This window comes from Kitasatospora sp. NPDC004240 (genome assembly GCF_053603215.1).
In genome coordinates this window covers 41,688-67,375 of record NZ_JBSGFD010000011.1, presented here as the reverse complement: position 1 = coordinate 67,375, position 25,688 = coordinate 41,688, and the positions used below count along the sequence as shown (strand labels likewise).

19 protein-coding genes and 1 tRNA gene are annotated in these 25,688 nt (G+C 73.7%); 8 read left to right on the top strand and 12 right to left on the bottom strand.

The window, feature by feature from the left end:
- Nucleotides 1-173: 173 nt before the first annotated feature.
- The gene (locus ACWEQL_RS05385) at nt 174-3,359 is read left to right on the top strand and encodes a putative bifunctional diguanylate cyclase/phosphodiesterase (RefSeq protein WP_452148831.1); all 3,186 of its coding nucleotides are present in this window, start codon (nt 174-176) and stop codon (nt 3,357-3,359) included.
- Nucleotides 3,360-3,399: 40 nt separating this feature from the next.
- Here ACWEQL_RS05385 and ACWEQL_RS05380 read toward each other — a convergent pair whose 3' ends face one another.
- The 3 genes from ACWEQL_RS05380 to ACWEQL_RS05370 all read right to left on the bottom strand — a co-directional run bounded on the left by ACWEQL_RS05380 (nt 3,400) and on the right by ACWEQL_RS05370 (nt 6,205).
- Nucleotides 3,400-4,365: a DUF4331 family protein gene (locus ACWEQL_RS05380; RefSeq protein WP_452148830.1), complete on the bottom strand. Its 966-nt coding sequence runs from the start codon at nt 4,363-4,365 to the stop codon at nt 3,400-3,402.
- Between the two features lie 125 nt (nt 4,366-4,490).
- The gene (locus ACWEQL_RS05375) at nt 4,491-4,985 is read right to left on the bottom strand and encodes a hypothetical protein (protein ID WP_452148829.1); all 495 of its coding nucleotides are present in this window, start codon (nt 4,983-4,985) and stop codon (nt 4,491-4,493) included.
- Between the two features lie 116 nt (nt 4,986-5,101).
- Nucleotides 5,102-6,205, bottom strand: coding sequence for a sugar ABC transporter substrate-binding protein (locus tag ACWEQL_RS05370; protein ID WP_452148828.1), 1,104 nt, complete (start codon nt 6,203-6,205; stop codon nt 5,102-5,104).
- Nucleotides 6,206-6,650: 445 nt separating this feature from the next.
- On the opposite strand from ACWEQL_RS05370, the gene ACWEQL_RS05365 reads away from it, so the two are divergent.
- Nucleotides 6,651-6,724 (top strand) — tRNA-Met (locus tag ACWEQL_RS05365).
- Between the two features lie 100 nt (nt 6,725-6,824).
- Here the strand turns inward: ACWEQL_RS05365 and ACWEQL_RS05360 are convergent.
- Entirely contained in the window at nt 6,825-10,286 is a 3,462-nt protein-coding gene (locus ACWEQL_RS05360) for an NACHT domain-containing protein (protein WP_452148827.1), read from the bottom strand.
- A gap of 314 nt (nt 10,287-10,600) precedes the next feature.
- Between ACWEQL_RS05360 and ACWEQL_RS05355 the strand changes: the two genes are divergently transcribed.
- The 4 genes from ACWEQL_RS05355 (at nt 10,601) to ACWEQL_RS05340 (ending at nt 13,813) form a co-directional block, all read left to right on the top strand.
- Nucleotides 10,601-11,089 (top strand): DUF3592 domain-containing protein, encoded by a 489-nt coding sequence (locus ACWEQL_RS05355; protein ID WP_452148826.1) that lies wholly within the window; start codon nt 10,601-10,603, stop codon nt 11,087-11,089.
- A gap of 134 nt (nt 11,090-11,223) precedes the next feature.
- Nucleotides 11,224-12,048: an arylamine N-acetyltransferase family protein gene (locus tag ACWEQL_RS05350; protein ID WP_452148825.1), complete on the top strand. Its 825-nt coding sequence runs from the start codon at nt 11,224-11,226 to the stop codon at nt 12,046-12,048.
- Nucleotides 12,049-12,132: 84 nt separating this feature from the next.
- Entirely contained in the window at nt 12,133-12,750 is a 618-nt protein-coding gene (locus ACWEQL_RS05345) for a GNAT family N-acetyltransferase (protein ID WP_452148824.1), read from the top strand.
- 118 nt (nt 12,751-12,868) lie between these two features.
- On the top strand, nt 12,869-13,813 hold the full coding sequence (locus ACWEQL_RS05340) for an SDR family oxidoreductase (protein WP_452148823.1): 945 nt from the start codon (nt 12,869-12,871) through the stop codon (nt 13,811-13,813).
- Here the strand turns inward: ACWEQL_RS05340 and ACWEQL_RS05335 are convergent.
- The 4 genes from ACWEQL_RS05335 to ACWEQL_RS05320 all read right to left on the bottom strand — a co-directional run bounded on the left by ACWEQL_RS05335 (nt 13,804) and on the right by ACWEQL_RS05320 (nt 18,456).
- Complete coding sequence (locus tag ACWEQL_RS05335; protein ID WP_452148822.1) at nt 13,804-14,790, bottom strand: helix-turn-helix transcriptional regulator; 987 nt, start codon at nt 14,788-14,790, stop codon at nt 13,804-13,806. The two genes, ACWEQL_RS05340 and ACWEQL_RS05335, sit on opposite strands and share 10 nt — an antisense overlap.
- Before the next feature lie 150 nt (nt 14,791-14,940).
- Nucleotides 14,941-15,654 carry a hypothetical protein gene (locus ACWEQL_RS05330; RefSeq protein WP_452148821.1) on the bottom strand — a complete coding sequence of 238 codons (714 nt, stop codon included), beginning with the start codon at nt 15,652-15,654 and terminating at the stop codon, nt 14,941-14,943.
- A gap of 70 nt (nt 15,655-15,724) precedes the next feature.
- Nucleotides 15,725-16,309 carry a PadR family transcriptional regulator gene (locus ACWEQL_RS05325; protein WP_452148820.1) on the bottom strand — a complete coding sequence of 195 codons (585 nt, stop codon included), beginning with the start codon at nt 16,307-16,309 and terminating at the stop codon, nt 15,725-15,727.
- 104 nt (nt 16,310-16,413) lie between these two features.
- A complete protein-coding gene (locus ACWEQL_RS05320) occupies nt 16,414-18,456 on the bottom strand; it encodes an oxidoreductase (RefSeq protein WP_452148819.1) in 2,043 nt (680 codons plus the stop codon).
- A gap of 498 nt (nt 18,457-18,954) precedes the next feature.
- On the opposite strand from ACWEQL_RS05320, the gene ACWEQL_RS05315 reads away from it, so the two are divergent.
- Nucleotides 18,955-20,811: a stealth conserved region 3 domain-containing protein gene (locus tag ACWEQL_RS05315; RefSeq protein ID WP_452148818.1), complete on the top strand. Its 1,857-nt coding sequence runs from the start codon at nt 18,955-18,957 to the stop codon at nt 20,809-20,811.
- Nucleotides 20,812-20,923: 112 nt separating this feature from the next.
- Here ACWEQL_RS05315 and ACWEQL_RS05310 read toward each other — a convergent pair whose 3' ends face one another.
- Complete coding sequence (locus tag ACWEQL_RS05310; protein ID WP_452148817.1) at nt 20,924-21,499, bottom strand: TerD family protein; 576 nt, start codon at nt 21,497-21,499, stop codon at nt 20,924-20,926.
- 125 nt (nt 21,500-21,624) lie between these two features.
- Between ACWEQL_RS05310 and ACWEQL_RS05305 the strand changes: the two genes are divergently transcribed.
- Entirely contained in the window at nt 21,625-21,918 is a 294-nt protein-coding gene (locus tag ACWEQL_RS05305; protein ID WP_452148816.1) for a hypothetical protein, read from the top strand.
- 15 nt (nt 21,919-21,933) lie between these two features.
- Here the strand turns inward: ACWEQL_RS05305 and ACWEQL_RS05300 are convergent, their stop codons facing one another.
- From ACWEQL_RS05300 to ACWEQL_RS05290, 3 genes are all read right to left on the bottom strand, one after another.
- Nucleotides 21,934-23,340, bottom strand: coding sequence for an FAD-binding oxidoreductase (locus ACWEQL_RS05300; RefSeq protein ID WP_452148815.1), 1,407 nt, complete (start codon nt 23,338-23,340; stop codon nt 21,934-21,936).
- A gap of 71 nt (nt 23,341-23,411) precedes the next feature.
- Entirely contained in the window at nt 23,412-25,064 is a 1,653-nt protein-coding gene (locus tag ACWEQL_RS05295) for an FAD-dependent oxidoreductase (RefSeq protein WP_452148814.1), read from the bottom strand.
- Nucleotides 25,061-25,675 (bottom strand): TetR/AcrR family transcriptional regulator, encoded by a 615-nt coding sequence (locus ACWEQL_RS05290; RefSeq protein WP_452148813.1) that lies wholly within the window; start codon nt 25,673-25,675, stop codon nt 25,061-25,063. The genes ACWEQL_RS05295 and ACWEQL_RS05290 overlap by 4 nt, the downstream gene beginning before the upstream one ends.
- Nucleotides 25,676-25,688: the final 13 nt, after the last annotated feature.

Sequence of the window (25,688 nt, the reverse complement as noted above, 5' to 3'; positions counted from 1 at the left end):
GAATCCCCGGCCGGACGACCGGAACACCGGTCCGGAACGACCGGGGAATCCGGTCGGACGACCGGGGACGAACCGGTCCGGACGACCGGTGACCACCGGGCCACCCGGCCCACGACCCCTCACCCGGATCCCCGCCCGACCGGCGCGGCGATGTCGCGGAGGAGGTAGCTTCATTGACACGTCGGCGCCAACGGCTGATGGCCGTTTACCTGGTGTGGATGGTGACGTTCACCGTCATCTACTACCTCTACCCCAATCAGCGGATCATCTGGTGGACCGGCGTCGGACTCGGCGGTGTGGCCGCCATCGTGGTCGGAATACGTCTCAACCGCCCCGCCCACGCCCAGTACTGGTACTCGCTCGCGGCCGCCAACTTCTGCTTCACGGCCGGCGAGGTCACCCAGGTCGTCCAGATGGAGTTCCTGGACCTGGGCAATCCCTTCCCGTCCGTCGCCGACGGCTTCTACCTCGCCGAGTACCTGCTCTACGCGGTCGGCGTGCTGGGCTTCATCCGCTGGCGGACGGCCCATCAGGACCGCGGCAGCCTGCTCGACGCGCTCATCCTCACCATGGGCCTGGCGCTGCTGGCCTGGATCTACCTGATCCTCCCCTACGCCCGCAACCCCGACCTCACCTGGCTGCAGCGGAGCGTCGCCATCGCCTACCCGCTCGGCGACGTGGTGGTCCTCGCCCTGCTGCTGCGGCTGCTGGTCCCGAGCGGCGGCAAGAGCCGCTCCCTGCAACTGCTCACCATCGGCAGCCTGGGACTGCTCATCTCCGACGTGCTGTACGGGCTGATCCAGCTGCACGGCGACTGGCGCATCGGCACCCCCGTGGACCTCGGATGGGCCTTCTACTACACCCTCTGGGGCGCCGCCGCGCTGCACCCCTCGATGGTGCAGCTGACCAAACCCGTCCCCAGCCACCAGTCCGACATCAGCCGGGCCCGGCTCTCCCTGCTGGCGCTCGCCTCACTGATCGCGCCCGCCATCCTGATCATCGAGTCGATCAGCGGCAACAACGCCAACGCCGGCGTCATCGGCGCCTTCTCCGCCATCCTGTTCCTGCTGGTCATCGCCCGTCTCGCGGGCGTCGTCATCGCCCGCCGCCAGGCCATCGCCCGCGAACGGGCCCTGCGCGAGGCCGGCGCCTCACTGACCGCGGCGGTCACCGTCGAGGAGGTCGCCGACGCCGTCCAGGCCGCCGCCTCCACGCTGATGCCCAGCGAACCCGGCCACGTCGCCCTGCTCGCCGTCAGCGAGGCCGGCGTCCTGCACGTACGGCACGCCGAGCGCGGCGCCGACCAGCACCCCATCGGCGACAGCTCCGACGAGGTGCTCGCCCTCGCCGCCTACCGCGAGACCCGCTTACTGCCCGTCGAGGACATCGGCAGCGACCTCGCCACCCGCCTCGACGGCATGCCCAGCGCCCTGCTCTGCCCGCTCACCCTCGCCGAACGCCCCTCGGGCGACCCGCTGATCGGCGCGCTCATCGTCACCGGCACCGAACAGGAGCTCACCGCCCTCTGGGGCTCCCTGGAGATCCTCGCCGCCCAGGCCGCGCTGGCCGTCGAACGCGTCATGCTCAGCCAGGAGGTCAACCGGCGCAACAGCGAGATGTACTTCCGCACCCTCGTGCAGAGCGCCAGCGACGTCATCCTGATCCTCAACGCCGACGACGGCGTCCGCTACGCCAGCTCCTCCGCCGAACGCGTGCTCGGCTACCCCGCCCTCGACGGCGTCCTGATCACCGACCTCGTCCCGCCCGAGGACAGCCGCGCCGTCGGCAGCGCCCTCACCCGGATGCGCGGGGCCGCCGGCCGCCAGGACCGCCCCGACGGCCAGCAGCGCGAGCACTGGCGGCTGCTGCGCCACGACCGCACCCCGATCGAGGCCGAGGTCCGCTGCAACGACCTGCGCGACGACCCCACCGTCGGCGGACTGGTGCTCACCCTGCGCGACGTCACCGAACAACGCCAGATGGAGCGCGAGCTCACCCACCGCGCCTTCCACGACTCGCTCACCGGGCTCGCCAACCGCGTGCTGTTCCAGGACCGGGTCGGCCACGCCCTCTCCCGCAGCGAACGCAGCGGCGCGATCACCGGCGTCCTCTTCATCGACCTGGACGACTTCAAGGTGGTCAACGACACCCAGGGCCACGCGGTCGGCGACGAACTGCTGGTCGCCGTCTCGCTGCGGGTCTCCACCGCGCTGCGCACCTCCGACACCGCGGCCCGGCTCGGCGGCGACGAGTTCGCCGTCCTGGTCGAGGACGCCACCCACCCCACCGACGTGGGCGCCACCGCCGACGCCGTCCTCGGCGCCTTCACCGAGCCGTTCCGGCTGAGCGCGGGCGCCGTACGGGTCAGCGCCAGCGTCGGCGTCGCCACCACCGAGGACAGCGTGGACGCCGCCGAACTGCTCACCCACGCCGATCTCGCCCTGTACTCGGCGAAGGCGGCCGGCAAGCGCCAGTGGTGCCACTACCAGCCGCAGCTGCAGGCCGGCCTGGTCGAGCGGCACGAGCTGAACGAGAACCTGGACACCGCCATCGCGGAGTCCAACTTCGCGCTGTACTACCAGCCGATCGTCGACCTGGCGACCGGTGACCTGGTCGCCTTCGAGGCCCTGGTCCGCTGGCCCCACGACCGGCGCGGCATGGTCCTGCCCGACGAGTTCATCTCCCTCGCCGAGGAGAGCGGCCAGATCGTCCCGCTCGGCGCCTGGGTCCTCGAACGCGCCGCCCAGGAGGCCGCCGACTGGCAGCGCGTCAGCAGCTCCCGCCGCCGCCTCGCCGGCAGCCCCCCGCTGCGCGTCAACGTCAACGTCTCCGCCCGCCAGTTCCGCGACGCGGGCTTCGTGGACGTGGTCCGCGACGCCATCGACACCTCCGGCATCGACCCCGGGTCGCTCGTCCTGGAGCTCACCGAATCCGTCCTGATGCGCCGCGACGAACGCGTCCGCACCGACATGCGCGTCCTCGGCGAACTGGGCGTCGGCATCGCCATCGACGACTTCGGCACCGGCTACTCCTCGCTGTCCTACCTGCGCGAGTTCCCGATCTCCATCCTCAAGATCGACAAGTCCTTCATCGACGGACTCGGCCTCTCCCAGCAGCAGTACGCCCTGGTCGAGGGCATCACCCGGATCGCCGACACCCTGGGCGTCCAGGTCATCGCCGAGGGCATCGAGAACACCGACCAGCGCGACCTCCTCGCCGCCATGGGCTGCCCCCTCGGCCAGGGCTACCTCTTCGCCCGCCCCCTGACCGCCGACCAGGCCGGCGCCCTCGTCCGCGGCGACGCCGGCCTCTCGGGCCTCTCCGGCCTCCAACCCGACGGCGGCCTCCACCAGCGGTGACCCACGTACGGGACCGTGCCGCGCGGAAGGGGTGGGTGGCTCAGCCGGAGGGGTGGGGGTGGCCGAGGTGGGGGAAGGTCGGGAGGAGGTCGGTGTGCGGCGGGATGTGGTCGCTGGTGATCCTCCCGCCGGAGACCATGGCGAGCCGGGCCGAGGTGACGTCGTCGGTGAGCGTACGGCCGTTGGGGTAGACCGCGGGGCGGGAGCGGTCGTAGCGCAGCACGTCGGGCAGGACGAGCTTGAGCGTCTCGGTGGCCGCGTCGGTGGTGTAGGCGCCGGTGTGCTGAAGGACGGCGGTCCACGGTTCGCGGTAGGTGGCCCAGTCGTCGGCGGGTTCGCCGGCGTTGTAGGCGTCCTTGGCGTCCTCCGCGTTGAAGTAGGCGGTGAGGGAGGGGTGGGCGCCCCGGTCGACGGAGGTGAGCCGGCCGTTCTCGTGGAGGCTGACCCGGGCCCAGACGCCGATGACGGGGTCCGGCCCGAGGTCGGCGTCGGGGACCTCCAGGGCGATGCCGAAGACGTTGGCCCCGGCCATCGCGTCCCTGCCGGTCCACCGGAAGCCGTCGACGATCCCCTCCAGGTCGGCGAAGAAGGGGTCACTGCGCAGGCCGACGGAGAAACGGTGGCCGTCGGCCTCCACCACGTCGGGCGCGTCCCCGAAGGCCACCGGCACGTCGGCGAACAGCGGTTCACCGACGGCCTCGTGCCTCCGCGCCTCGACGCCGGTCGCGCGGCGGACGGTGCAGGTCTGGCTCCCGGCCTCCGGGTCGGAGAAGACGAAGCTGTACGCGACGTCGGCCCGGTCGTCACCGTCGTTGTCGACGTTGAGCCGGTAGACGGCCTCCGGGTGGAACTCGGCCGCCCGGGTGGGGGCGTACGGGTTCACGTTCATGATGAGGACGGTCCGGCCGGAGGCGTCGGTGCCGGGGAAGGCGAACACGTCGGTCAGATCGAGCCTGGCGTCGCCGCGCGGGGAGCGGAGGTTCGGTCCGCTGAGGTGGTGGGACATGCGGTCCGTGGTAGCACCGGGCCCCCGACCGCGCCCGCGCAACATGCGCGGACCTCCCGTACGGCCGCGCCCCGTCCGCCGTTCGGCCCAGCGGCCGCGGCCGGCCGCCCCGGGCCGGGCCGCGGTCAGCACCAGGCCGCGCCGTCGTGACTGGCGGTCAGTTCGAGGGAGTACCGGCTCGCCGGCGCGAACTGTTCCCCGGGCACGTTGTGCGCGTCGGGGAAGAACAGCGAGAGGTGCACGGTCAGGCCGTCCCGGGTGCGGGTGAAGCAGACGCGCCTGCCCGCCGGGGAGTCCGACGCCCCGGGCAGCCAGCCGTCGCGGGTCGCGGCGGACCGGACGTGGGAGACCAGGTCCTCCCGGGCGCCCGGGTGGTCGTAGTACCGGCCGGCGTAGGCGAAGCCGTCGTCCTCGTCACAGCCGGAGTGCGGCTCGCCGACCGGGGTCGACCCGGGTCGGGCGGCATCCAGGATCGGGTCCTCGGCCAGGTCGTCGGCGAGCAGGGCGTCCCGCAGGGTGCACCCGGTGAACGCGCCGGTGGCCGCCCACGCCCCGCCGTACACCGCGGCCGCCACGACCAGCCACACCAGCGCCCTGGTACGGCGGCTGCGCTTCGTCATGGCCGCGGAGTCTAGGACCGGCACGCCGAATGATCAACGTCGGGCCGGCGGCCGGGCCGCGCGGGAGGTCGGACGGGCCGACCTCCCGCGCGGCGGCTCGGGAACCGGGGCCCGGGTCAGCGGACCCCGGCGGCGGTGCAGGCGTTGGCGTAGGCGGTGGTGCAGATCTCGGCGGCCCGGTAGAGGCCGTCGTTGACGACCGTCGACATGATGTTGGCCTTGGTGACGACCTGCGGGCGCAGCAGCCGGGCCGGGATGCCGGTGGCGGTGTCGCTGTCGACGGTCTCGGTCGCCACGCCCCGTACGTCGCGGCCCTTCAGGAGGCTCACGGCGAGCTCGGCGGCGCTGTCGGCGAGCGGCTTGTACGGCTTGTAGACGGTGTACGCCTGTTCGCCGGCGACGATGCGCTGGATGGCGTCCAGGCCGGCGTCCTGCCCGCCGACCGGCACGTTGATGCCGGCGGCCTTGAGCTGGGCGATGATCGCGGTGGCCATGCCGTCGTTGGCGGAGTAGACGCCCTGGATGTTGTTCTTGCCGAGCTGGGCGATCGCGGCGTTGATCTTCTGAGCGGCGACGGGGGGCTTCCACTCGCCGGACTGCTCGAAGGCGATGCGCTTGACCCTGCCGTCCAGCGCCTTGTGGGCGCCGGCCCTGAACTTGGCGGCGTTCGGGTCGCCCTCGTCGCCGTTGATCATGACGATGCTGGCGTCGGAGGCCTTCGGGCCCATCGCCTCCAGCAGCGCCTGGCCCTGGAGCTCGCCGACCTTCCAGTTGTCGAAGGAGACGTACGCGGCGACCGGGCCGCCGGCCAGGCGGTCGTACGCGACGACCTTCACGCCCTGGGCCTTGGCCTGCTCGATCCAGGTGGGGGTGGCCCGGGCGTCGACGGCGGCGAGGGCGATGACCTTGACCCCGCGCGAGATGAGCATGTCGAACTGCTCCTTCTGCTTGGCCGCGGAGCCCTCGGCGTTGCCGTAGGTGACGGTGCAGTCGGCGCACAGCTCCTTGACCTTGGCGGTGAAGAAGGGCTGGTCGAAGTTCTCGTACCGGCTGGAGGAGGTGTTCTCCGGGAGCAGCAGCCCGATCGTCCGGGCCTCGGCCGAGGAGGAGGCGGCGGCGCCCTGGTGGTCGTCGCCACCGCTGTCGCCGCACGCGGTCAGGGACAGGGCCATCGTGACCGTGGCGGTGCCGACGAGGGTGCGGCGCATGGTCGCGTTCATGAGTGAGGGGCCTCCGAACGGGCCGCGGAAATGCGGCAGGGGGTGGGGCCAGGAGTCAATCCGGCGATTCCCTTGACGTCAAGAAGTAAATGCGGACTTCCCGCATGCCGGACACCCCGGGCATCCGCTCGAAGGGGTGGACATCCCGGCAGGTCCGCCCGTGGCGATCAGGTCTCGACAGTTGGCAGGTCAGAGAGTGCGGCGGGGGCGGAGTGAGGCCCGGCACGAATGGTTCGACCACATTCATATGTTCAACTCTTGAAAGTCCAAGATCCCTCGATCGACATCCACCCGGGACTGTCGGGGCCTCAGGACGGCGCTTCTCCACAGGGCTTCACCCCACGCGGGACCCGGGCCGGCCGCGACCCCGCCGGCGGACGCGGCCGCGGGCGCGGAAACCGGTTTGACCGCGATCGCTGTCGGCACGTAACGTTCTTCCTACCGACGCGGGGTGGAGCAGCTCGGTAGCTCGCTGGGCTCATAACCCAGAGGTCGCAGGTTCAAATCCTGTCCCCGCTACTGTTCCGATGAGGGCCCGGCACACCATGTGCCGGGCCCTCATCGTCGTTCCCGCCCGACGCTCGTCCGGCGCGTGCCCGGGAGGGAGGGCGGTGCGGCCTCACCGCGCGGGAGGCCGCGGGGCGCGGTCGGGCACGCGCTCCTCGTCCGGGCAGGCGGTGTCCCGCGCCCGGGCGCCCATCTGCTCCCAGAACTGCCGCAGCCCGGCCACCCGGTTGTCGCGCTGCCACGTCCCCTTGCGCCGGAACCGCAGCTGGACCCACGACCGGGGCTGCCAGAACCCGAGCATGCCCCGCTGGTGCAGGCAGAAGACCTCGCCGAGCTCCACCCGCAGGTCGGGGATCTTCGGCGGGTACGGGCAGAGCTTGAGGTCGCACGAGTCGTGGCAGTGCCGGCCCCCGGGAGTCACCGCGACCGTGTTCGTCGGGTTCAGGGTCGCGCGGTCACCGCTCAGGCACGGCGGGAGCACCGGCGCCAGCGCGGGTGCCACGTCCAGGCGCCCGATGAGGTCCCGTGGGCGGTCCGCCCGTTCGGTGAGCGAGATCAGCAGGATCACGTCGGCGAGGAGCTTCTGGGCGTCGGGGTCCAGTGTGCTCCAGCCGGCGGACGGCGGGATCCAGAGGTCGTCATCGCCGCGCCAGCCGTACCGTCCCGGTTCGGAGCCGACCTGGGAACCCACGGCCGCCTCGTCGATCCACAGGAACCGTTCCGGCCGCCGCGTCTCCAGGGCCCACACCGCGAGCCGCGCGCCGGCCTCCACCAGCGGGTGCTCCCGCTCCCCGTCGCGCAGTTGGAGCCACCGCCGGACCTGCTCCTTCGGGCGTGCCCCGGGCCCGTGCTCCGGCCGTTCCCCGGTGGCGTCGTCGGGCAGCGCCCAGAGGGTCAGGGCGTGCAGCAGCGTCAGCCGGGTGAACCAGAAGCGGCTGCCCCGCAGCATCACCTCGGCCTGCTCCTTCAGCGTCCTCCTGGCGTCGCCGGGGCCCGACAGGTGGGCCCGCCGGTTCGCCGCGTGCTTGAAGCCGAGGGCCATGGCCACCTCCAGGCCCCGCTTCCCGTACGGGTCCGGGCCGAGGTGGCCGTCGCGGGCCGCGAGTTCCGCCAGCCACTCCTTGAGGTCCTGGTACGGGGTACCCGCGTGGTCCACCGAGGTGACGGACTCCACCAGCATCGGGACCAGCCGGGCGCACATCGTGTTCTCGTTCCACGCGCCCTTCTCCTGCCGTGCCTCCTCCTCCTCGTACCGCAGGTCGCGCCGGCACTGCTCCGCCCTCGCCGCCCCCTCCCGCTTGCGGCGCACGCGCTCGCCGCCCCCGTTCACGACGGGACCGGGGGTGGCCGCCGGCGGGGCGGCCGGGTCCGGCGGGGCGGCGGGCCCCGTGGCGGAGACGGTCCTGGCCGGGCGGCGCAGTCTGTCGCTCAGGACCTCGTACGCCCGGTCGCCACCGGATCCGAGCTCCCGCGCCATGGCCGTCCGCACCCGGTACACGGGCTCGTCGCGCACGATCTCGAAGAGGTGCCCGTACGCCGACGAGCCGCCGCCGAGCGCGGCCCGGCGCGAGGCCGCGCCCAGGCGTTTCACGAGCGCCAGCTTGGCGGCCCTGAGCCGCTGCGGGTCCCGCTCCTGGAGCCGGCCCCACCTCGGCACCAGCGAGGCCACCACGGAGTCGGGGTCGGGGGTGAGGTCGACGGCGTCGATGTCCAGTGCGGCGCCGTACATGTCCAGCACCTTGGCCGCCGAGGCCCGCGCCTCCTCCCCGACCGGGTCGGCCGACGGCGCCGCGGCGCGCTCCCCGGGGAGCGCCTCGCAGGCCGCGGCGACGACGAGGTCCCGCAGACGCCTGATCGGGCAGTGGCCGTCCGGAACGGCGGGGCAGGTGCACCGGGAGTCCTCCTGCAGCCGGCGCGAGTGGAAGACCATCGCGATGAGGATCTCCCGCCCGGGGTCGCGCAGCGCCTCCGGGAAGTAGTCGGACCGGGACGGGCCGAACGCGAGGTGGTCGTCGAGCACGGCGTCCAGGAACCGGGAGCCGAGGTACGCCTGCATGATGCTGTGCTGGAAGCGCACGTACTCGCCGGACTCCTCCACGATCCCCATCCGGGTGCCCCAGGTGGCCGCGAGCCTGACGTCGATCGGCACGTCCCGCCGCCGGTGCGCCAGCTCCGCCCCGACCGCACGCTCCTCGTCCAGCCGGACGAACCTGACCTGGGCGGTGTCCCTGCGCAGTCCGATGCAGGCCAACGCCGAGAGGTACTCCACGGTCACCCGCCGTTCCTCCCGGGTGATCGGGAGTTCGGGGTGGAGGTCGCCGTCGACGAGCGCCGCGACCCAGGCCTCGATGAGGTCGAACTTCAGCTCCCACATGGTGTGGTCGGCCCCCGCCCCGGCCGTCTCCTCCTCCCCGACCCAGACCTTCCTCAGCAGGTCCTTGCGGTGGAGGTCCTTGGCGATCTGCAGGTAGAGCGGCGACTCCGTCACATCGGCGATCTCGATGATCCGGCCGAGTCTCTCCCCGTCCTCACCCCGGCCACCGCTCCCGGTCATGTACTCCAGGGCGGCCTCCGCGCTGAGCGGCTCCAGCTCGGTCACGGCGGCCTCCACCGCCCGCAGCGCGTCGTGCGGCCGGGACGTGATGACCAGGGGCAGCCGCGCCTCCCCCGCCGCCCTGACCGCCTTGCGGATGAGGTTGTCCCGGTCGGCCCTCACCCCGTCGCCGGACAGCGCCTCCTCCAGGCCGTCCGCGAGGACCACGACCCGGTCGCTGTGGCGCAGTTCCCGCCACACCTTCTCCGACTCGGCGTCCGACCGGCTCCTCGGCTCGACGACGCGGCGGAACCGCTCGTAGGCCAGGTCCGCGAAGTCCAGGTCGTTCTCCGCGTCCCGGAGCCTGATCGGCACGGGGAAGGCCCCCTTGCGCGCCAGCAGTCCGGTCAGGCGCACCACCAGCGCGGTCTTCCCGGTGCCGATCGCGCCGACCACCACGTGGGGGCGGCGGACCTCGGTGTCCCGCAGGTTGTCCATCAGCGCGATGCAGAGCTGGTCGCGCCCCACCACCCGTCCCATGATGCTGCCCGAGGACTCCACCAGTGACCTCGGCTCCCGCCGCGCCCGGCGCATGTAGTACACCCGGAGCGACCTGAACCGCCAGGCCAGGAAGAAGACGGTGGTCAGCGCGAGGGTCGCGATGGGGAAGACGCTGCCGCTCACCACGTCGCACGAGGCGGAGGAGCCGTCGCAGACGGAGTCCGGATCGATCCCCCACGGCCAGCCCCAGACCACCTCGCCCCCGGTGGCCAGCGCCACCACCGCCTTGGCGACCCAGAGGACGAGCACCACGGTCACCAGGACGGAGGCCCAGATGACGGCCCTCCTCGGCAGCGACGGCCGCCAGCGCTTCGCCGGCGCGACCCCCCTGGTCAGCAACCAGACCGAACGGTACTGCCGGTACAGCGAGAGGAACGGCCAGCGCAGGCGGGCCCAGGCCCTCCGGAACGGGCCGCCGGCGGTCGGGTCGGGAGGCCTCGGCGCGGGTCTGATGTGAAGGAATTCGGATGCACGGCTCATGTCCGCTCCCTCGGCCGCGCGGACCCGATGCCCGCGGGCCGGGACGACGTCGAGTCGCTCCGGCGGTCGGTCGGGTCACCTCGGTCCGGGCGGACGACGGCAGCCGACGGGGGCTCCGGGGGGATGCCCACCGGCGCGTCCCTCACCGCCAGACTAGGCACGCTCCGCCGTACGGACCCCCGCCCGTCACGCCACGGTCACGCCACCGCCGTCCCGGCGACCCGCCCGCCCCTCCTGCGGGCCCGGTGAGCGAAACCGTCCGCACCCCCACCGGCGTCCCCGGAGGCGACGTGAGAACGGAACGGGGGGGTTTCATGAACGGTGCGGTTGTGGTGTTCACGTTCATCGGCGTGGTGACGCTGCTGGTCGGCGCGGGGATCCTCACCGGTGGGGTGCTGTTCCACCGGCGGCACCGGCGCATCCTGACGCACGGCCTGGAGGCGCGCGGCGTCTGCCTGGACACGTACACCCGGCGGTCGGGCGAGCACACCTCGCGTGAGGCCGTCATCTCCTTCCGCACGCCCGAGGGGCGCGAGGTGAGGTTCGTGGAGCGCGCCAGCCAGGCGGTGCGGGTCGCCGGTGACAGTGTGGTCGTGCGCTACGAGCCGGACCGGCCGGAGCAGGCGATCCCGGTGGACGCCGGGGCGGGCGGCACCTGCCTGCTCTGGTTCGCCGGGTTCTTCGGCCTGGCCTTCGCCGCCTTCGGCGTCGTCGCCCTCGTCATCGGCTACGCGATGGCCGACCGGTCCGAGGATCCGCAGCCGCCCGACCACGGGCCGGTCGTCTACCACCCGCTGCCCTGAAGCCCGGTGCGCCGACCTCCCGGTGCGCCGGACTCCAGGAGGTCCGAACTCCCGGAGGTCCTAGGACTTCCGGGGCAGGCCGGGCCGGACCGGCGGCGGAGGTCCGGGCCGTTCGTCGTGCGTACGCTGACGGCATGGCCATTGATCTCAAGCGGTACCTCGCGCGCCTCGGCCGGGACGGGGAGAGCCCCGCCACCCTGGAGACCCTGCGCGGGCTGCACCGGGCGCACGTCCTCGCCGTCCCCTTCGAGAACCTCGATCCGTTGCTCGGCCGCGCGCCCTCGCTGGACGCCGACGACCTGCAGGCCAAGCTGGTCGACGGCGGGCGCGGCGGGTACTGCTTCGAGCAGAACACGCTCCTCGCCGACGTGCTGGAGGAGTTGGGCTTCGGCGTCACCCGGCTCGCGGGCCGGGTGCGGCTGGGCGCGAAGCCGGGGGACGTCCGGCCGCGCACCCACATGATGCTGGCCGTCACGGTCCCGGGCGAGCCGGGGACGCACCTCGCCGACGTGGGCTTCGGGGCCGTGGGGGCGCTGCTGGAGCCGCTGCCGATGCTGCCCGAGGCGGAGCGGGAGGGCGCGGGCCGCCGGCACCGGCTGGTCGTCGAACCGGCGGACGACGGCGGGCGGCTGGACACCTGGGTGCTCCAGACCCTCAAGGCCGACGGCTGGGAGGACCAGTACGGGTTCACCCTGGAGCCGTTCACGGCGCAGGACTACGAGGTCGCCAACTGGTTCGTGGCGACGTACCCGCGCTCGCCGTTCCGCACCGGGCTGTTCGTGCAGCGCACCGCCGCCGACGGCGGTCACCTGAACCTCGCCGGGCGCAGGCTGACCGAGACGGCCGCCGACGGCACCGTCCGGGAGCGGGAGTTGGCCTCCGCCGACGACGTCCGGGCGCTGCTGGAGGGCGAGTTCGGGATCGCCGTACCGGACGGGCTGGCGGGTCTCACCCTCTGAGCAAATCAGGCGACACGGGGCGGCGGCACTGGAACGCTGGGCGCGGGGAACGACCCGCGACCGGTGTGCAAGGAGTGGTGCCCGATGGCTTTCGTGCTCGACGGTGAGATCGTCCGGCTGGAGCCGCTGGAGCACCGCCATGCGGCGGGCCTGGCGGAGGCCGCCGAGGAGGACCGCGCGAGCTACCACTACACCTGGGTGCCCCGGGCCGGTGAGGTCGCCGGCTACATCGAGGCCCAGCATGCCCGCGCCGTCGCCGGGATCCTCGCCCCGTACGTCCAGGTCGAACGGGCGACGGGGCGGGTGGTCGGCGCCACGTCCTTCTGGGACCCGCGGCCGTGGCCGGACGGCGAGGGCCTGTGCGCCGTCGAGGTCGGCTTCACCTGGCTCCGCTCCTCCGCCCAGGGCACCGGCATCAACGCGGAGGCCAAGCTGCTGCTCTTCCGGCACGCCTTCGAGCACTGGAACGTCGCCCGGGTCGACCTGAAGACCGACGCCCGCAACGCCCGCTCCCGGGCCGCCATCGAGGCCGTCGGCGCGACCTTCGAGGGCGTCCTGCGCAACTGGTCCAGGTCCTGGGCGCCGGGCGAGGACGGCCTGCTGCGCGACTCCGCGATCTTCTCCATCACCGCCGAGGAGTGGCCCGAGCGCCGCACCGCCCTGGAGCGGCGGGTGGCCCGCCGGACCGGCCGCCTCGGCTGACGACCGCGGGCGTTCACCCGGGGGTGCCGCTCACCGGGCCGGCGCGGCCGCCCGCCGCACGGGTGAAATCCGGAAAGCCGGACAGGAGGTGTCGGGATTCGCTGTCAGAGTCGGTCGCATGAGCGACGAGAGCACGAGGACGGGGAACGAGCGGCCGCTGGCCGGCCGGATCGCGCTGGTGGCCGGGGCCACCAGGGGGGCCGGGCGGGCCATCGCGGTGGCACTGGGGGGCGCCGGGGCGACGGTGTACGTGACCGGGCGGACCACCCGGGAGCGGGTCAGCGAGGTCGGGCGGGCCGGGGAGACCATCGAGGACACGGCCGAGCTGGTGACGGCGGCGGGCGGTGAGGGCATCGCGGTGCCGACCGACCACCTGGAGGCCGAACAGGTGCGGGCGCTGGTCGAGCGGATCGACCGGGAGCGGGGGCGACTGGACGTCCTGGTCAACGACGTCTGGGGCGGCGAGCACCTGGTCCAGTTCGGCGTGCGGACCTGGGAGGTGGACCTGGAGCGCGGGCTTCGGATGCTGGAGCTGGGCGTACGCACCCACCTGATCACCAGCAGCTGCGCGCTGCCGCTGCTGATCCGCCACCCGGGCGGGCTGGTGGTGGAGGTGACCGACGGCACGGCGGACTACAACCGGGCGCACTTCCGCGAGACCCTCTACTACGACCTGGCGAAGAACGCCCCGATCCGGATGGCCTTCGGTCTGGCCACCGAGCTGCGGGAGTTCGGCGGTACGGCGGTCGCGCTGACGCCGGGGTTCCTGCGCTCCGAGCAGATGCTGGACGTGTTCGGCGTGCGCGAGGAGAACTGGCGGGACGCGGTGGCCGAGGAGCCGCACTTCGCGATCGCCGAGTCGCCGGTGTACATCGGCCGGGCGGTCGCCGCGCTGGCGGCCGACCCGGAGCGGGCGCGCTGGAGCGGACGGTCGCTGTCCAGCGGTCAGCTCGCCCGGGAGTACGGCTTCACCGACGCCGACGGCTCGCGGCCGGACGCCTGGGCGTACTTCGAGGAGGTCGTGCACGGCGGCAAGGACGCCCCCGTCGAGGACTACCGCTGATCCCCGGGCGGCCCGCCGTACAGCTCGTGCGCCCGGCGGGCCGCCCCGGCGAACCTGGCGCGCAGCGCGGGCGGCTCCAGTACCTCGATCTCCGGCCCGCCGCCGAGGAGTTGGTCGTACGCGACCTCGGGTGACTCCACCGGCAGGGTGACCGTGACCCGGCCGTGGGCGTCGGGCGGGCCGGCGGCGGCCAGCGCCTCCCGGGCGGCGGCCCGGTCGGTGAGGCGGGGCAGCAGCCGGGCGCCGTCGGGGGTGAGGCGCAGCACCACGCTCGCGCGCAGCAGGGAACGGGTGAACTCGGCGGCGCGCCCGGCCCAGAAGGCGGGCAGGTCGAAGTCCTCGTCGCGGGTGAAGCGCGCCTCGTGCTCGGTGACGGCGGTGAGCCGGTCGACCCGGTAGACCCGGAAGTGCTCGCCGGCGCGGGCGCAGAGGTACCAGACGCCGGCCTTCAGCACGAGCCCGTACGGCGCGAGTTCGCGCTCCACCTCGCCACCCTGCTTGCGGTAGCGGGCCGTCACGGTGCGGTCCGCCCAGACCGCGCGGGCGATCCGGGCGAGCAGCGGCGGGGTCTGCGGTTCGTGGAACCAGCCGGGGGCGTCGAGGTGGAAGCGCTGGGCGGCGGAGGCGGGCGCGTCGCGCAGGGAGGGCAGCAGGGCGGCGGACACCTTGAGGCGGGCGGCGGAGGCGGCGTCCTCCAGGCCCATCTCGCGCAGCGCGCCCGGCACCCCGGACAGGAACAGGGCCTCGGCCTCGCCGCGCTCCAGTCCGGTCAGTCGGGTGCGGTAGCCGCCGAGCAGCCGGTAGCCGCCGACCCGGCCGCGGTCGGCGTACACCGGGACGCCGGCCTCGGCGAGGGCGAGGGCGTCCCGGGTGACGGTCCGTTCGGAGACCTCCAGCTCGGCCGCCAGCTCCCGGGCGGTCATCGACGGCCGGGACTGGAGCAGCAGGACCATTCTGATGAGTCGTGCGGCGCGCATCCCCCTATGATGCGCGAGCGCGCCGGTGGCCCGGCCGTACGGCGGTCGGGTCGCACGGCGGTCGGGTCGCCGGCGCGCCGGCCGTCGCGCCGGATGTCGGGTGGCGGGTGGCGGGTACCGGGTGGCGGGTGCCTGGTCGGGGCTTCCGGGTCAGCTCGCGGTGCCGATGTCGTCGGCGGTGCTGCCGGCCTCGGCCTGCAGGACCTGTTCGGCCTTGTCCACGGCGGTGAGGTAGTACTCGGCGGCGGCCTCGGCGCCGGAGTCGCCCTGCTGGACGTAGGTGTAGGCCATGGCGACCGGGCCGAAGCGTTCGATGGCCAGGTAGATGTTGACCGGGCTCCCGAAGACCTCGCCTTCCATACGGATGGCGGGGGCGTCGGTGGCGCCGCCGAGGTCGACCGGGGAGACGTCGAACGTGGTCCCTTCGAGGCCGCTCTCGTCCCCGGCGATCGTGAACTGCTCGCAGGACTCCATGGCGTCGCTCGCCGTCGCGAAGTCGGCGGTCAGGGTCCCGGCGTCCTCGGTGTACAGGCTCTCGGTGATGTACGGGTTGTCGCCGCGGCCGACCAGCTCGGTGGCCTCCCAGGTCTCGGTGGGCGGCGGCGTGGCCGTGACGTCCTTGAGCAGGTCGACGAGGTCCTCGCAGCCGATGATCTGATCGCCGACGAGCGGGTCCTCGGGGTTCTCCTCGACCGGGACCTCGGTGAAGGAGGAGCCGACGTCCTCGACGGTGAGCAGGGCGGCCCTGAGCTGCGCCTCGTCCGGCAGGGCGGCGGCCCGGGCGGCCCCGGCCTGGACACCCACGCCGCCCAGGGCGAGCGCGGCGGTGGCGGCGAGGGCGAGGAGTGGTCTCAGCGCAGACATGGGGGTGCCCCTATCGGAGAGTGCTGGAGGGACTCCTCCCAGTCTCCCACCGGGCTCCCGGGCCCGCAGGTCAGGCCCGCGGCCCCGGAGCGGGCTCCCCGGCGGACCCCTCCGGATCCCCCGGTTCCCCGGGCAGGGCCGCCAGCGCCTCGGCGAGCCACTCGGTCCAGAAGGTCTCCAGGCCGATCCCGGCCCGCAGCACGGCGTGTTGGAGCCGGTTCTCCTCCGCCGCCTGCTCGGGCGGGAAGTCCCGCCGCTCGATCTCCAGGTACTGCGCCAGCTGCTCGCGGTGCAGGGCCAGGTGACGCTCCAGCTCCTCGGCGAGCCCGGCCGCGCCGACCACCGCGGCCGCGCGCAGGCGCAGCAGCAGCGGCTCGCGGATCGCCTTGGGCTCCTGACGCTCCGCCACCCAGTCCACCAGCGCGGCCCGCCCGGCCGGCAGCACCTCGTACTCCCTCTTCTGTCCGCGCACCGGGCCGGTCTGGGGCAGCGCCCGGATCAGTCCGGAGGTCTCCAGCCGGCCCAGCTCGCGGTAGATCTGCTGGTGGGTGGCGGACCAGAAGAAGCCGATCGACCTGTCGAACCGCCGGGTCAGCGCCAGCCCCGAGGACGGCTTCTCCAGCAGGGCGGTGAGGATGGCGTGCGGCAGTGACATGGGCCCAGCCTACGGATCGGGGCGTACGGGCCGGCGCGCGCGGACCCGTGCACCTTGTCCGGTGCAGGGGTCCGCGCGGGACCGTACGCGGGGTCGGGGCGGCGTCAGAGCGAGGCGGCCAGCTCGGTGCCCTGCTTGATGGCCCGCTTGGCGTCCAGTTCGGCGGCCACGTCGGCGCCGCCGATCAGGTGGGCCTCGATGCCGTGCCCGCGCAGGGCCTCGACCAGGTCGCGGCGGGGCTCCTGGCCGGTGCACAGCACCACGGTGTCGACGGGCAGCACCTGGCGCTCGCCGTCCAGCAGGATGTGCAGGCCGGCGTCGTCGACCCGCTCGTAGGTGACGCCGGGGACCATCACCACGCCGCGGTGCTTGAGCTCGGTGCGGTGGATCCAGCCGGTGGTCTTGCCGAGGCCCGCGCCGACCTTGGTGGTCTTGCGCTGGAGCAGGTGGACGCTGCGCGGGGGCTTGGGGGCCTCCGGGCGCTTCAGGCCGCCGGCCTCGCGGTACTCGGCGTCGATGCCCCACTTGGCCTGGAAGACGGGCGGGTTGAGGCTGGCCTCGTCGCCCTGGTCGGTGAGGAACTCGGCGACGTCGAAGCCGATGCCTCCGGCGCCGAGGACGGCGACCCGCTCGCCGACCGGGGCGCCGTCGCGCAGCACGTCCAGGTAGCTGACCACGCTGGGGTGGTCGATGCCCTCGATGTCGGCGGGGACGCGCGGGGTGACGCCGGTGGCGAGGACCACCTCGTCGAAGCCGTGCGCGGCCAGCTGGTCCGCGTCCACCTCGGCGCCGAGGCGCAGCTCCACGCCCAGCTCGGCGACGCGGGTGCGGAAGTAGCGGAGGGTCTCGTTGAACTCCTCCTTGCCGGGCACCTGCCGGGCGACGTTCAGCTGCCCGCCGATGACCTCGCCGGCGTCGAACAGGGTGACGGAGTGGCCGCGTTCGGCGGCGGAGACGGCGAACGCGAGGCCGGCCGGGCCGGCGCCGACGACGCCGAGGCGCTTGCGCAGCCGGGTCGGGGCGAGGACGAGCTGGGTCTCGTGGCAGGCGCGCGGGTTGACCAGGCAGGAGGTGATCTGGCCGCTGAAGGTGTGGTCCAGGCAGGCCTGGTTGCAGCCGATGCAGGTGTTGATGGCCTCGGGGCGGCCGGCGGCGGCCTTGGCGACGAAGTCGGCGTCGGCGAGCATCGGGCGGGCCAGCGAGACCATGTCGGCGTAGCCGTCGGCGAGCAGCTGCTCGGCGAGCTCGGGGGTGTTGATGCGGTTGGTGGTGACCAGCGGGATGCCGACCGTGCCCATGACCTTCTTGGTGACCCAGGCCCAGGCGCCGCGCGGCACGGAGGTGGCGATGGTGGGGATGCGGGCCTCGTGCCAGCCGATGCCGGTGTTGATGATGGTGGCGCCGGCCGCCTCGACGGCCTGGGCCAGCCGGACGACCTCGGGGAGGGTGGAGCCGCCGGGGATCAGGTCGAGCATGGAGAGGCGGTAGACGATGATGAAGTCCTCGCCGACCCGCTCGCGGACCCGGCGGACGATCTCGACCGGGAAGCGCATCCGGTTCTCGTACGAGCCGCCCCACTCGTCCTCGCGGTGGTTGGTGGCGGCCGCGATGAACTCGTTGATCAGGTAGCCCTCGGAGCCCATGATCTCGACGCCGTCGTAGCCGGCCCGCCGGGCGAGCTCGGCGCAGCGGGCGAAGTCCTCGATGGTCTGCTCGACCTGCTCGGCGGTGAGCGCGTTGGGCACGTACGGGCTGATCGGGGCCTGCAGGGCGCTGGGGGCGACCAGGTCCGGGTGGTAGGCGTAGCGGCCGAAGTGCAGGATCTGCAGGGCGATGCGGCCGCCCTCGGCGTGGACGGCGTCGGTGACGACCCGGTGCTTGTCCGCCTCCTCCCCGGTGGTCAGCATGGCGCCGCCGCCCCAGGGCCGGCCGGCCTCGTTGGGGGCGATGCCACCGGTGACGATGAGGCCGACGCCGCCGCGGGCGCGCTCGGCGTAGAAGGCGGCCATCCGCTCGAAGCCGTCCGGGGCCTCCTCCAGGCCGACGTGCATCGAGCCCATCAGCACCCGGTTGGGCAGGGTGGTGAAGCCGAGGTCGAGCGGGCTGAGCAGGTGGGGGTAGGCGGCGCTCTGGTTCGAGTCGGTCATCTGCGGAAAGCTCCTCGCGCGGTGCCGGGCCCCGACGCCCGGCCGTTGTTACCGAACGGTAGGGCACTCCCTCGATCGAGTGCAACCAGTTGCAAAATCATCGGGACCGACGGCCCGCCGGGGCCGCGGCGGCGAAGGGGGCCGGATTCCCCTCACCCGTGTTCCGGAGTCCGGACTTCCGGAGCCGATGTCGGACTTTCCCGGCCGAATCCACACCGGACGGCCCGGCCGGTCATCCGATCGTTATCGGAGAGCCGCCGCGGCGCATTCCTGGGACGCGTACGATCTCCTCCGGACGGCCCGGGTAATTCGCCCGCCGCCCGCCGTGTCGAGTACACACCAGGAGGTCCAGGGCCACCGTTCAGTGAGCGCGAACCGCTTTCACAGGGTTCCTTCATATTCTCGTGCCAGGCTGACCCGAGTCATCCGGCCCCCGGAACCCACCCTCGAATTCCGGTAGAACAACATCCGACCAATCCCCCCCCGGAGTTTTCTCCCGTGTCCATTCGCCGCGCCCATCCGTCCGCCGCGATACGCCCGTTGGCGGCGCTGGCCCGCCGCTGGGCCTCGCCCGGCACCGACCGGGCAACCGGCGGCCCGCAGGCGCCGGATCCGAGCGGGACGCCGGGCGGCACGGAGGACCGGGCCGAGCGACGGGAACGGCTGGAGCGCCTGGAGCGGGAGGAACGGCTCGCCCGGCTGGAGCGGCTGACCGAGGCCCGGCGGGCCCGCGAGGACGAACTGCTCGGCGCGGCCACCGGCACCGTCCGCCAGGGCGACCACCTCGCCGAGCCGCACCGCGACCTGCTGCCCGGCACCCGCCGGGACGCCAACCTGGCCGAGGTCTCCGAGGCGCTGCGGACGGCGGGCCTCACGCACGGCCTGGTGCCCGACCGCCGGCCGCGCCACCGGCTGGCGATCACCCCGGGCGACCGTCCGGCCGTGCTCGCCGCCCTGGCCGCCGCCTTCGCCGGCCGGCCGGTCTACGCCGACCTGCTGGAGCACGGACGCACCCTCGGCACCGTCCTCGCCGAGCAACTACCCGCCGCGGTCACCGACTTCGAGGCCCCGCTCGACCCCGGCACCACCGTCGACGGCCCGGGCGGTGCGGAGAGTGCGGAGAATGCGGACGGCCCGGACGAGGAGCCGCCCGCCCCGGCCGACCGGGTGAAGGGCGTGCGGATCTACCGGCCGGCCGTGGTCGGCACCGTGCTGTACGGGCCCGAGGTCGGCTGCGACGTGGAGTTCTGGGACTCGGCCGCCCCCTCCCGGGGCGCGATCGCCTCCATCGACGAGACCCCCTTCGGCTGGTGGGTGCCCTCGCTGGCGGCCACCGCCACCGCCACCGTCGCCGGCCGCGACTACCCGCTGGTCGACGCCTTCGCCACCCCGCTGCCGGACCAGGTGGACTTCCCCGTCGACGCCGTGGTCACCTGGGTGGACGACGGCGACCCCGCCTGGCAGCGCCGCCGCGCGGCCGCCCGCGAGGCCCTCACCGGGGTCCCCGCGAAGGGTCCGGCGGGCGACGCCGACCAGCGCTTCCGCAACCGCGACGAACTGCGCTACTGCCTGCGCTCGATCGCCTCGTACGCGCCCTGGATCCGGCGGATCTTCCTGGTCACCGACGACCAGGTGCCCGACTGGCTGGACACCGGCCGGCCCGGCCTGACCGTGGTCCCGCACCGGGACCTGTTCGCCGGCAGCGGCGCCGGGCCGGTGTTCAACTCCCACGCCATCGAGACCCGGCTGCACCTGATCCCGGATCTGGCCGAGCACTTCCTGTACTTCAACGACGACATGTTCCTCGGCCGCGCGCTGGTGCCGGAGGACTTCTTCCTCGGCAACGGCCTGCCCCGGTACTTCCCCGACGACCGGGTGATCCCGCCCGGCGAGGCCGGGCCCGAGGACTCGGTCTACGTCAGCGCCCAGAAGAACACCCGGGCCGCCCTCGCCACGGCCGTGGGACGCTCCTACCCCCGGACGCTCAAGCACGCCCCGTACCCGCTGCGCCGCAGCGTGCTGACGGAGTCCGCCGAACGGTTCGCCGAGGAGCTCGCCGGGACCGTCCACTCGCCGTTCCGCGCGGCCGCCGACCTCGCGCCGATCACCCTGGCGACCCACTTCGCCCACGCCACCGCGCGCGCGGTGGAGGGCCGGCTGTACGACGGGTTCTTCCTGACCGACAGCGCCGAGGACCTCGCCCGGCTGCCGGAGCTGCACGAGCTGCGCTGGGCCGACCTGTTCTGCCTGGCCGACGGCGTCCGCGACGGCCTGCCCGCCGAGGAACAGGAGCGCGAGGTGACCGGGTTCCTGCGGGCCTACTTCCCGGCCCCCTCGCCGTACGAGAAGGCCTGAGCCGCCCGGGGCACGCCGGGCCGGGGCGCGCACGCCGACCGTCCGGGCGCGCCGGTCCGGGACGGGAACGGCGGCCGGGGCGCCGGGCGGGTGCCCGGCGCCCCGCGCGCGCTCAGACGTTGACGCCGTAGTCGGTCGCGATGCCGCGCAGGCCGGAGGCGTAGCCCTGGCCGATGGCGCGGAACTTCCACTCCGTGCCGTGCCGGTAGAGCTCGCCGAAGACCATCGCGGTCTCGGTGGACGCGTCCTCGGTGAGGTCGTACCGGGCGATCTCCTGGCCGTTGGCCTGGTTCACCACGCGGATGAAGGCGTTGCGGACCTGGCCGAAGTTCTGCAGCCGGGCGTCGGCGTCGTAGATCGACACCGGGAAGACCACCTTGGCGACCTCCGCCGGCACGGCGGCCAGGTCGACCTTGATCTGCTCGTCGTCGCCGTCCCCGCCGCCGGTCAGGTTGTCGCCGCTGTGCTCGACCGAACCCTCGGGGCTGCGCAGGTTGTTGAAGAAGACGAAGTGCTGGTCGGAGACCACCTTGCCGGTCGCGCGGCACAGCAGCGCGCTCGCGTCCAGGTCGTAGTCGGCACCGGTGGTGGTGCGCACGTCCCAGCCGAGACCGATGATGACGGCGGTCAGGCCCGGCGCCTCCTTGGTCAGCGAGACGTTGCCGCCCTTGGCCAGCGAAACTCCCACGATTCCCTCCTCTGGTCGCTCTCCCTGGCGAAGAATCTACAACACTGTAGAGATCACCAGAACGTGAACGGCGACGGCCGGGCCTAGACTGTGGGCCGGGGGCGCGACGGATCCGGAGGACCCCCATGCGGCAACGGCACAGCTTCCACCTCGACCAGGGCGACCACTCGGTGACCGTGAACGTCCGTTCCGGCTGGATCACCGAGACGGAGGTGCTGGTGGACGGCAAGGAGTGCGCCTTCCACCGGGTGCACGGGCACGGCGTCTACCCGCTGAGCCTGTCCGCCCAGGTCGCCGGTGAGCCGCCGCTGCCGGTGACGGTGCGGATGGAGCGCACCGGGGGCGCGGACAGCCCGCTGGCCTGCTTCCTGGAGCTGTCCGGCACCGTCCGGCCGATGCCCGAGCGGACCGCCCGCTGAGCAAGGGCAGGCGGTTCAGTCCGGCGGGATGTTCTGGTTCAGCCGGAACACGTTCCGCGGGTCCCACTGCCGCTTCAGCGCCCGCAGCCGGGCGAACTTCCGCTCGCCGTACGCCTGCTGGACCCGCCCGTCGCCCTCCTCCATCAGGAAGTTGACGTACACCCCGGTGTGGTGCGGCGCGAGCGCGGACCAGAAGCCGCGCACCCAGGCGCGTTCCTCGGCGAAGCCCTCGGCGGCCGCGGTGGTGCCGTTGATGTTGAAGGTGTGGCCCGCCGAACGTCCGCTGAACGCCGTGTCGTCCTCACCCAGCCGCCGGATGGCGCCGCCGAGTTGGAAGATCGGGAAGCTGGTCAGCGGGGAGCCGATCCGCGCCGAGTGCTCGGCGGTCAGCTCGATCACCGGGTCGTCGAGCGCCGCCACGTCGCAGGACTTGAAGTAGTACCAGCGCCCGTGCGGGAAGCTCGGGTCGAACATCGCCTGGTGCTCGGTGAACGGCTTCGACCGGCACAGGTCGAGGACCGGCGGCCCGAACGCCCGCAGCGGCCGCAGCATCCGCTCGCCGTCCTCGACCGCCCCGGCCCAGCAGCAGACCACCATCACCACCGGGCGCCCGTGCAGCTCCGCCGGGATCTCCGGCAGCGGCGGCGCCTTGCGGTGCACCACGGCGGTGGTCAGGTCGTCCGGCGCGTCGGCGATCCACTCGCGGTAGAGGCGCAGCAGCCGCGCCGAGTCGGCCATCGGCCACAGCAGCGGGCCGGCCAGCACCACCGGGCCCAGCGGGTTCAGCCGGAACTCGAACCCGGTGGCGATGCCGAAGTTCCCGCCGCCGCCGCGCAGCCCCCAGAACAGCTCCGGGTTCTCCCGCTCGCTCGCCTTCACGAACCCGCCCTCCGCCGTCACCAGGTCCACGGAGAGGAGTTGGTCGACCGTCAGGCCGTACTTACGCATCAGCCAGCCGATCCCGCCGCCCAGCGTGAGTCCGGCCAGTCCGGTGTGGGTGACGATCCCGGCGGGCACGGCGAGGCCGAACTGCTGGGTCTCACGGTCGAGTTCGCCGAGCAGGACACCGGCCTGGGCACGCACGGTACGGGCCTCGGGGTCGACCCGGACGCCCTTCATCGCGGACAGGTCGATCACCAGCCCGCCGTCGCAGACCGACTGCCCGGGGAAGCTGTGGGCGCCGCTGCGCACCGCGATCCGCAGTCCGCGCTCCACGCCGAAGCGGACCGCCGCGATCACGTCCGCCACGCCCGTGCAGTAGGCGATCAGGGCCGGCGAGCGGTCCACCGAGGCGTTCCAGATCCGCCGGGCCTCGTGGTAGCGCGGGCCGTCGCCGGGGCCCACCAGCTCACCCCGGAAGGCGGCGGCCAGCGCCCCGGCGTCGACGGCCCCCGTGCTGGTACCGATGTCGGTGGTGTCCATGGCCGCTCCCGCCACGACTGGTCCGTCCCACCAGTCTGTCACCGTCGGCGACGCCGGGCCCGCGCACGCCGTTACGGGGCCTCGTCCAGGACCTCCCCGACGATCTCCTCCACCACCGCCCGGGCCCGGTCCGCGTCGGCCCGGACCAGGCCGATCCTGGTCCGGCGGTCCAGCACGTCGGAGGCGTCCAGGGCACCCTCGTGGCGCACCGCGAAGGCGATCTCGGCCCGGGTGACGTCCAGCCCCTCGACGACCGGGCGGTGGTCGCCCGCGGCCAGCACCCGGCCGGCCTCGCCGCCGTACCGGGCGACCAGGGAGGCGGGCGCGCCGGCCGGCACCGGGCGGCTGTCGCGGTGCGCGGGCGCGCCGATCAGCGGGAGCCGGGCGGTCCAGCAGGCCCGGGCGGTCAGGCCGCGCAGCCGTACGGCGGTGTCCACCGTGTCCTCGGCCATCCCGCGGTAGGTGGTGAGCTTGCCGCCGACCACGGTGATCACGCCGTTCGGGGACTCCAGCACCGCGTGGCGGCGCGAGAGGTCGGCCGTGCTGCCGCCGCCGGTGTCGATCAGCGGGCGCAGTCCGGCCACCGCGCCGCGGACGTCCGCCCTGGTCAGCGCGGTGTCCAGGGCCCGGTTGACGGTGTCGAGGAGGAAGTCCACCTCGTGCTCGGCGGGCTGCGGCTCGTCGGGGATCGGGCCGGGCGCGTCCTCGTCGGTGAGGCCGAGCGCGATCCGGCCGAGCTGCTGCGGGAGCGCGAAGACGAAGCGACTGGTGGAGCCGGGCACCGGCACGGTGAGCGCGGCGGTGGGCCGGCCCAGGGCGGCGGCGTCCAGGATCAGATGGGTGCCCCGGCTGGGCCGCAGCGTGATCGAGGGGTCGACCTCGCCGGCCCAGACGCCGGTGGCGTTGACCACGGCGCGGGCGGTGACGGTGAGCGAGTGGCCGGTGAGGGCGTCGGTCAGCCGGGCCGAGGTGCCGGTGACCTCGCTCGCCCGGACCCGGGTGAGCACGCTCGCGCCGTACTGCGCGGCGGTCCGCGCGATGGCGACCACCAGCCGGGCGTCGTCGACGAGCTGCCCGTCGTGCGCGACCAGCGCGCCGCGCAGGCCGGAGCCCCGTACGCCGGGCACCAGCCGGCGGGCCTGCTCGGCGTCGATCCGGCGCATCCGGGGCAGCAGCAGGGCGGGGGTGCCGGCGCCGGTGCGCAGCGCGTCGCCGGCCAGGAACCCGGCGCGGATCAGCGCGGACTGCCCGGGGCCGACCAGGCCGGGCAGCAGCGGGACGAGCTGGGGCAGCGGGCGGACCAGGTGCGGGGCGGTGCGGGTCATCAGCAGGTGGCGCTCGCGGGCGCTCTCCCGGGCGACGCCGACCCGGCCGGAGGCGAGGTAGCGCAGGCCGCCGTGCACCAGCTTGGAGCTCCAGCGGCTGGTGCCGAAGGCCAGGTCGCGGGCGTCGACCAGGACGGTGCGCAGCCCGCGCGAGGCGGCGTCCAGGGCGACCCCGGCGCCGGTGACGCCGGCCCCGATGACCAGCAGGTCGACCGTCCCGCCGGCCAGGGCATCGAGTTCGAGGGCCCGGCGGTGGGCGTCCAGGCGGCCGGTGCCGGCGTACGCGCCGGTGGGCGGGCCGCCGGGCCGGTCCACGCAGGGGACGGGGTCGGCGCCGGTGGAGGGTGCGGGGTCCGGGGTCACGTCGTCGGTCATGTCTTCGGTCACGTCTTCGGTCACGGCGCGAGGTATCCGTTCAGCGCTCTGGCCAGTTCGCGCCGCCAGGCCGCCTCGGGCAGCAGCGGGGCGACCATGCGGTGCGACTGGACGGTGGACTGGGCGATCAGCAGCACCATGGCGGCGAGTTCGGTGGGTTCGCCGGCCCGGACGGAACCGTGCCGCTGGCCCTGTTCGATGCCGGCGCGCAGTTCGTCGAGCAGGCCGCGCTGGCTGGTGCCGAGCCGTTCGACGACGTACTCGAAGAAGAGGGTGTCGGAGTCGGCGGAGTGCAGCAGGGCGCCGAGCACCGGGTGGTCGCGCAGCCGTACGGCGACCTCGACGACGCCCTCGACGAAGGCCTCGCGGTCCTCGCCGCGCAGCGGGACCTCGGCCCGGGTGGCGCGGATCTCCCGGGTGAGCAGCGCCCCGATCACCGCGCGGACGTCCGGCCAGCGCCGGTAGACGGTGGGCCGGCTGACCCCGGCGCGCCGGGCGATCTCGGCCAACTGGGTGCGGCGCACGCCGAGTTGGACGATCAGCTCGGCCGCCGCGTCGAGGATCGCGTCATCGGTGCTGCGTTCTTCCGGGGCGCCCTGCGCCCGGCCCTCATCGGGAGCGTTACTGCTTGACATGATGTGTAAAACT

Bases quoted from the DNA above. Each gene is read 5' to 3' on its own strand.
- ACWEQL_RS05350 (WP_452148825.1), top strand. From the start codon at position 11,224: ATGGCCATTGATCTCAAGCGGTACCTCGCGCGCCTCGGCCGGGACGGG.
- ACWEQL_RS05340 (WP_452148823.1), top strand. From the start codon at position 12,869: ATGAGCGACGAGAGCACGAGGACGGGGAACGAGCGGCCGCTGGCCGGC.
- ACWEQL_RS05360 (WP_452148827.1), bottom strand. From the start codon at position 10,286: ATGAGCCGTGCATCCGAATTCCTTCACATCAGACCCGCGCCGAGGCCT.
- ACWEQL_RS05300 (WP_452148815.1), bottom strand. From the start codon at position 23,340: ATGGACACCACCGACATCGGTACCAGCACGGGGGCCGTCGACGCCGGG.
- ACWEQL_RS05305 (WP_452148816.1), top strand. From the start codon at position 21,625: ATGCGGCAACGGCACAGCTTCCACCTCGACCAGGGCGACCACTCGGTG.
- ACWEQL_RS05380 (WP_452148830.1), bottom strand. From the start codon at position 4,365: ATGTCCCACCACCTCAGCGGACCGAACCTCCGCTCCCCGCGCGGCGAC.
- ACWEQL_RS05375 (WP_452148829.1), bottom strand. From the start codon at position 4,985: ATGACGAAGCGCAGCCGCCGTACCAGGGCGCTGGTGTGGCTGGTCGTG.
- ACWEQL_RS05345 (WP_452148824.1), top strand. From the start codon at position 12,133: ATGGCTTTCGTGCTCGACGGTGAGATCGTCCGGCTGGAGCCGCTGGAG.
- ACWEQL_RS05335 (WP_452148822.1), bottom strand. From the start codon at position 14,790: ATGCGCGCCGCACGACTCATCAGAATGGTCCTGCTGCTCCAGTCCCGG.
- ACWEQL_RS05320 (WP_452148819.1), bottom strand. From the start codon at position 18,456: ATGACCGACTCGAACCAGAGCGCCGCCTACCCCCACCTGCTCAGCCCG.
- ACWEQL_RS05290 (WP_452148813.1), bottom strand. From the start codon at position 25,675: ATGTCAAGCAGTAACGCTCCCGATGAGGGCCGGGCGCAGGGCGCCCCG.
- ACWEQL_RS05370 (WP_452148828.1), bottom strand. From the start codon at position 6,205: ATGAACGCGACCATGCGCCGCACCCTCGTCGGCACCGCCACGGTCACG.
- ACWEQL_RS05325 (WP_452148820.1), bottom strand. From the start codon at position 16,309: ATGTCACTGCCGCACGCCATCCTCACCGCCCTGCTGGAGAAGCCGTCC.
- ACWEQL_RS05355 (WP_452148826.1), top strand. From the start codon at position 10,601: ATGAACGGTGCGGTTGTGGTGTTCACGTTCATCGGCGTGGTGACGCTG.
- ACWEQL_RS05330 (WP_452148821.1), bottom strand. From the start codon at position 15,654: ATGTCTGCGCTGAGACCACTCCTCGCCCTCGCCGCCACCGCCGCGCTC.